Source organism: Pseudomonas carassii, assembly GCF_036324045.1.
Classification (GTDB): Bacteria; Pseudomonadota; Gammaproteobacteria; order Pseudomonadales; family Pseudomonadaceae; genus Aquipseudomonas; species Aquipseudomonas peradeniyensis.
Map to the genome: position 1 here is coordinate 1 of NZ_JAZDCT010000070.1, position 5,542 is coordinate 5,542.

Consider the following 5,542-nt stretch of genomic DNA (forward strand, 5'->3'; position numbering starts at 1 on the left):
CGCGATGGCGCCGATTACTTGCCGGTCCACTCCTTGACCCGCTCCGGATGCTTGGCCACCCAGTCCTTGGCCGCAGCCTCCGGCTTGGCGCCTTCCTGGATCGCCAACATCACTTCGCCAATCTCGTCTTTGGACTGCCACTGGAACTTCTTCAGGAACTCGGCCACTTCCGGCGCCTTGCTTGCCAGCTCCTTGCTGCCGATGCTGTTGACCGTCTCGGCGGCACCGTACACGCCCTTGGGATCCTCGAGGAACTTGAGCTTCCACTTGGCGAACATCCAGTGCGGCACCCAGCCGGTCACGGCGATGGACTGCTGCTTGGCGTAGGAGCGGCCCAGCTCGGCGGTCATCGCCGCACCGGAACTGGCCGTCAGTTTGTAGCCGGTCAGGTCGTAGTCCTTGATGGCCTGCTCGGTCTTGAGCATGACCCCGGAGCCGGCATCGATGCCGACGATCTTGTTCTTGAAGCTGGTATCAGTCTTGAGGTCGGTGATGCTGTTGGCCTTGACGTACTCGGGAACGATCAGGCCGATCTTCGCGTCCTTGAAGTTCGGCCCGTAGTCGACGACGTTGTCCTTGTTCTTGGCCCAGTACTCGCCATGGGTCACCGGCAGCCAGGCCGAGAGCATGGCGTCGAGCTTGCCGGTGGCCACGCCCTGCCACATGATCCCGGTGGCCACGGCCTGCAGCTTCACGTCGTAGCCAAGCTTCTGCCTGATCACCTCGGCGGCCACGTTGGTGGTGGCCACGCTGTCCGACCAGCCGTCCACGTAACCGATGCTCACTTCCTTGGCCATGGCCTGCGCAGTGCTCATGGTCAATACCAGGGCGGCGCCCACACTCAGGAAACGTCGTACTCTTGTAAAAGTCGCCATCAAAGCATCCCCTCGTCAGGTCTTGGAGAGAGCATCATCGACCTGCCCCCGCGCACGACCTGCTCTGTCAGCGACCTCCAGCGAACGATCAGCGACAGCACTGTGCCATTAACGCCATGCCACCCGAGCGGCCTGCGCGATCCTTGCATGCCAAAGGCTTGGCGCCGGTCATTTGCGGCTATCATCTAGCCCTTTGCGCTTGCCGACGGACCGCCCGATGCCCAGTAACACCCGACTGCTCCTGCCTGCGTACCTGCTCGCCTGCCTGCTCGCCCTCATCGGGCTGTGGGCGCTCTGGTACGGCCTCGGCAAGCCGGTGCCCCTACCCGATGCGGCGAGCCCGACGCACAAGCTGCAGTGCGCGTCCTACACCCCGTTCGACAAGGACCAGTCGCCGTTCGACCAGCCGTTTCGCCTGCGCCCGGCGCGCATGGACGCCGACCTGGCGCTGCTGAGCGAGCGATTTCAGTGCATCCGCACCTATTCGATGACCGGCCTTGAGGCCATCCCGGTGCTGGCCCGCAAGCACGGCCTGAAGGTGATGCTCGGCGCCTGGGTCAACGCCAGTCCGGTGGACACCGACAAGGAAATCGAACTGCTTATCGCCGCGGCCAACGCCAACCCCGACGTGGTCAGCGCGGTGATCGTCGGCAACGAGGCGCTACTGCGCAAGGAAGTCACCGGCGAGCGCCTGGCCGGGCTGATCAAGAAAGTGAAAAGCCAGGTGAAAGTGCCGGTGACCTACGCCGACGTCTGGGAGTTCTGGCTGCAACACCCGCAGATCGCACCGGAGGTGGATTTCCTCACCATCCACCTGTTGCCCTACTGGGAGGACGACCCGCGTGGCATCGATGCGGCGCTGACCCATGTGGCTGAGGTGCGCCAGGTGTTCGGCAACCGCTTCGCACCCAAGGACGTCCTGATCGGCGAGACCGGCTGGCCCAGCGAAGGACGCCAGCGCGAGACAGCGGAGCCGAGTCGGGTCAATGAGGCACGTTTCATTCGCGGCTTCGTCGCCCTGGCCGAGGCCAACGACTGGCGCTACAACCTGATCGAGGCCTTCGACCAGCCCTGGAAGCGCGCCAGTGAAGGCGCCGTGGGCGGCTACTGGGGACTGTACGATGCCGACCGCCAGGACAAGGGCGTGCTCGAAGGGCCGGTGAGCAACCTGGCGCTGTGGCCGCAGTGGTTGCTGGCCAGCGTGTTGCTGATGCTGGCGGCCCTGGCCCTGGCCGGTCGCCCGGCAAGCCACCGCGCCGCTTTGCTGCTGCCGTTGCTGGCGGCCCTGGGTGCCGGCAGCCTGGGGCTGTGGGGGGAACTGATGCGCACCAATGCGCGCTTTGCCGGGGAATGGTTGTGGGCAGTGGCCCTGGCCGGCTTGAACCTGTTGGTGCTGGCCCATGGCGCGCTGGCCCTGGCCCGTCGAGACGGCTGGCGTCAGCGGCTGTTCAGCTGGCTCGAGGCGCATGCGGGTACATGGTTGCTGGCCGCAGGATTCGCCGCGGCAGTGAGCATGCTGGCGATGGTGTTCGACCCGCGCTATCGCAGCTTCCCCAGCGCCGCGTTGCTGCTGCCGGCGGTGGTCTATCTGCTGCGGCCGGTGCCGGCGCGGCGGGCGGAGGTGGCGTTGCTGGCCTTTATCGTGGGCGCAGGAGTGGCACCGCAGTTATTCCAGGAAGGGTTGGCGAATCGACAGGCCTGGGGCTGGGCGGTGGTCAGCGTGTTAATGGTTGGCGCGTTGTGGCGAAGCTTGCGCAAAGCCTGATGGCCGCACCAGCCGCAACCCCGCCAGCACCACGGCAAACACCGCGATGCTGGCGGTATACAGCACCAGCGCCGGAATCCCGAACAGCAGCGCCAGCGCCGCCAGCCACCACCCGCCTCGGCCAGGCACCAGTTGGCAGACCAACGCCAACCCCAACGCCCCCCAGGCAATGACCTGGAAATGTATCCCCAAGCCCAGCAGCGAACGCACCTGGCATTGCCAGACCTCCCCCGGCACGCTGCACAGCCCGACCCACCGGGCGTCTTCCATCAACCCATAACGCACGCCGTAGCTGGCCACCAGCCACAGCGGCAGGAACAGCAACAGGGCAACGACCGGCCACCAACGCGCCATGCGGATCTCCAATAGCGGTAATCGAAACGTTGCATGATCGCCCAGGGGCCGAGACAAGGCAAAATCATGGCCCTGCAGCTATGTTGCACAAGACAAACGTTGTCCGGCGCGGCAACATCTTGTGCGACGAACGACAGGGCAACGGGCAACTTTGTCCGACATGCCGTGGTCCTAGTGTCCTGTCTCGGAAATAAGCTGTTCACTTTTGACGGCGTCTTGGGCGCCCGGCCGGCGTTGCCACTCGTCAAAAGAGAACGTATTTCCGAGACAGGACACTAGCCTGCGTATTGCACGACCTTGCGTTTTCCTTGGGGGACTACATGCTTCGATCTTTGCGCCTCGCCGCCCTGCTCGGCGGCCTGCTCCTGGCTGCGGCCGCATCGGCGCGGGATATCGACGCGGCGAGCTACGGCTATCCGTTGACCAACCCGTTCGAGGCGACCATCGCCACCACGCCGCCGGAGCAGCGCCCGACGCTGCCCAGCGACGACGACATCGACCAGGCCGACTACAGCCTCACCCTGCGCCCGGAGCGCGAGTTCACCCTGCCCGACAATTTCTGGTCGGTGAAGAAGCTGCGCTACCGCCTGGCCAAACAGGACCACGAAGCGCCGTTGATCTTCCTGATCGCCGGTACCGGCGCGCCCTATTCCAGCAGCATCAACGAGTACTTGAAGAAACTGTTCTACCAGGCCGGCTACCACGTGGTGCAGCTGTCGTCGCCGACCAGCTGGGACTTCATGAGCGCCGCCTCGCGCTTCGCCACCCCCGGGGTAACCAGCGAAGATGCCAAGGACCTGTACCGGGTCATGCAGGCGGTGCGCGCCCAGCAGGCACACCTGCCGGTCAGCGAGTACTACCTCACCGGCTACAGCCTCGGGGCGCTGGACGCGGCGTTCGTCAGCAAGCTCGACGAAACCCGCCAGAGCTTCAACTTCAAGCGCGTGCTGCTGCTCAACCCGCCGGTCAACCTGTACACCTCGATCACCAATCTGGACAAGCTGGTACAGACCCGGGTCAAGGGCATCGACCGCAGCACCACCTTCTACGAGTTGATGCTGGAGAAACTCACCCGCTACTTCCAGGACAAGGGCTACATCGACCTCAACGAAGCGCTGCTGTATGACTTCCAGAAATCGCGGGAGCACCTGTCCAACGAACAGATGGCCATGCTCATCGGCACCTCGTTCCGCTTCTCGGCCGCCGACATCGCCTTCACCTCCGACCTGATCAACCGCCGCGGCCTGATCATTCCGCCGAAATTCCCGATCACCGAGGGCAGCAGCCTGGAGCCGTTCTTCAAACGGGCGCTGCAGTGTGATTTCGACTGCTACCTGACCGAGCAGGTGATCCCCATGTGGCGGGCGCGCACCGACGGTAACAGCCTGCTGCAACTGGTCGACCAGGTGAGCCTGTACGCGCTGGAAGACTACCTGCGCGCCAGCCCCAAGATCGCCGTGATGCACAACGCCGACGACGTGATCCTCGGCCCCGGCGACATCGGTTTCCTGCGCCGGGTGTTCGGCGAACGGCTGACGCTCTACCCCCATGGCGGCCATTGCGGCAACCTCAACTACCGCGTCAACAGCGACGCCATGCTGGAGTTCTTCCGTGGTTAACAGACTGCTGCTCGTCACCGCCCTGCTCGCCAGCGGCTGCGCCCTGGCCGAGGAAGTTGCGCCGCGTGCCAGCGTGGTCGAGGCCGACAAGACCGAAACCCTCACCGTGGAGGCTGACGGTTTCGTCGATCCGCTGCGCGAGCTCAAGTTCAACCCTGGCCTTGACCAGCGCGAGTTCGAACGCTCGACCCTGGCCGCGCTGAACATCTACGACCCACTGGAATCGTTGAACCGGCGCATCTACCACTTCAACTACCGCTTCGACCAGTGGGTATTCCTGCCAGTGGTCGACGGCTACCGCTATGTCACGCCCGGTTTCGTGCGCACCGGGGTGAGCAACTTCTTCAACAACCTGGGCGACGTGCCCAACCTGTTCAACAGCGTGCTGCAGCTCAAGCCCAAGCGTTCAGCAGAGATCACTGCGCGGCTGATGTTCAACACCATCATCGGTGTCGGCGGCCTATGGGACCCGGCGACCAAGATGGGCCTGCCCCGCCAGAGCGAGGACTTCGGCCAGACCCTGGGCTTCTACGGGGTGCCGGACGGGCCATACCTGATGCTGCCGATCCTCGGGCCGTCGAACCTGCGCGATACCACCGGGCTGGTGGTCGACTACGTGGGGGAAAAGGAGATCAACTACCTGAACGTGCCCGACACCGCCAGCGACCATCCGGAGCTCACCGTGCTGCGGGCGGTGGACAAGCGCTACACCACCAACTTCCGCTACGGACAGACCAACTCGCCGTTCGAGTACGAAAAGCTGCGGTACGTGTATACCCAGGCGCGCAAGTTGCAGATTGCCGAATAAGGCCCCCACGATCCCCTGTAGGAGCGGCCTTGTGCCGCGAAAGGGCCGCACCGCGGCCCCGGCGATCTTTGCGTCAACGCTGAACCCCTGGGGCCGCTTCGCGGCACAAGGCCGCTCCTAC

General features: G+C 64.5%; 5 protein-coding genes. 3 read left to right on the forward strand and 2 right to left on the reverse strand.

Annotated features, from left to right (window positions below):
* Nucleotides 1-14 precede the first annotated feature (14 nt).
* Nucleotides 15-875, reverse strand: a complete 861-nt coding sequence (locus V0R62_RS26430) for a glycine betaine ABC transporter substrate-binding protein (RefSeq protein WP_186733767.1) — start codon at nt 873-875, stop codon at nt 15-17.
* Nucleotides 876-1,092: 217 nt separating this feature from the next.
* Between V0R62_RS26430 and V0R62_RS26435 the strand changes: the two genes are divergently transcribed.
* The gene (locus tag V0R62_RS26435; RefSeq protein WP_330105796.1) at nt 1,093-2,640 is read left to right on the forward strand and encodes a glycoside hydrolase family 17 protein; all 1,548 of its coding nucleotides are present in this window, start codon (nt 1,093-1,095) and stop codon (nt 2,638-2,640) included.
* Here V0R62_RS26435 and V0R62_RS26440 read toward each other — a convergent pair.
* On the reverse strand, nt 2,599-2,994 hold the full coding sequence (locus V0R62_RS26440) for a hypothetical protein (protein WP_330105797.1): 396 nt from the start codon (nt 2,992-2,994) through the stop codon (nt 2,599-2,601). The two genes, V0R62_RS26435 and V0R62_RS26440, sit on opposite strands and share 42 nt — an antisense overlap.
* A gap of 320 nt (nt 2,995-3,314) precedes the next feature.
* Between V0R62_RS26440 and V0R62_RS26445 the strand changes: the two genes are divergently transcribed.
* Nucleotides 3,315-4,613: an alpha/beta fold hydrolase family protein gene (locus V0R62_RS26445; RefSeq protein ID WP_330105798.1), complete on the forward strand. Its 1,299-nt coding sequence runs from the start codon at nt 3,315-3,317 to the stop codon at nt 4,611-4,613.
* Nucleotides 4,606-5,421 carry an MlaA family lipoprotein gene (locus V0R62_RS26450; RefSeq protein WP_050704582.1) on the forward strand — a complete coding sequence of 272 codons (816 nt, stop codon included), beginning with the start codon at nt 4,606-4,608 and terminating at the stop codon, nt 5,419-5,421. Before V0R62_RS26445 ends, V0R62_RS26450 begins: the two co-directional genes overlap by 8 nt.
* Nucleotides 5,422-5,542 lie beyond the last annotated feature (121 nt).

Excerpts from the sequence above, each read along its gene's own strand:
- V0R62_RS26440 (WP_330105797.1), bottom strand. The coding sequence starts at position 2,994 with ATGGCGCGTTGGTGGCCGGTCGTTGCCCTGTTGCTGTTCCTGCCGCTG.
- V0R62_RS26430 (WP_186733767.1), bottom strand. The coding sequence starts at position 875 with ATGGCGACTTTTACAAGAGTACGACGTTTCCTGAGTGTGGGCGCCGCC.
- V0R62_RS26435 (WP_330105796.1), top strand. The coding sequence starts at position 1,093 with ATGCCCAGTAACACCCGACTGCTCCTGCCTGCGTACCTGCTCGCCTGC.
- V0R62_RS26445 (WP_330105798.1), top strand. The coding sequence starts at position 3,315 with ATGCTTCGATCTTTGCGCCTCGCCGCCCTGCTCGGCGGCCTGCTCCTG.